Source organism: Vibrio sp. 10N.222.55.C6 (assembly GCF_041473395.1).
GTDB classification, from domain to species: domain Bacteria; phylum Pseudomonadota; class Gammaproteobacteria; order Enterobacterales; family Vibrionaceae; genus Vibrio; species Vibrio crassostreae_C.
The window spans coordinates 1-318 of record NZ_JBFRSD010000180.1 but is presented as its reverse complement, the minus strand read 5'-3'; the positions used below and the strand labels follow the sequence as shown (position 1 = coordinate 318).

The 318-nt window shown below is 40.9% G+C and carries 1 protein-coding gene; it reads left to right on the top strand.

Going from position 1 to position 318, the window contains the following annotated elements:
* Positions 1-15: 15 nt before the first annotated feature.
* A partial coding sequence (locus AB4486_RS23130; RefSeq protein ID WP_372118859.1) for a S26 family signal peptidase occupies positions 16-318 on the top strand: 303 nt, incomplete at its 3' end.

The window sequence follows — 318 nt, the reverse complement described above, 5'->3', positions numbered from 1 at the left end:
GCCGTAGGGTTCAACATGAAGATCATTAAATGGGTAATCTCGGCATCAACTTCGCTAACATTCTGGATTTTCATACTATGTTACTACTTCTCTAACTCAATCAACGCCAACACTGGAGCAAGTATGGCGCCTACTTTTGAAGGTAAGTACTGGACTATGGTCAATGGTGTTCGTTTGGGTAGATACAATCCTGAACACGGTGATGTCATTCGGTTCCTGCACCCTCCAAAACACCGTTCTGAAAACATCTCATTCAGAAAAAGAGTGATTGGTATACCAGGTGATACTGTTATGTTAGATATGGGAAAACTTTATATC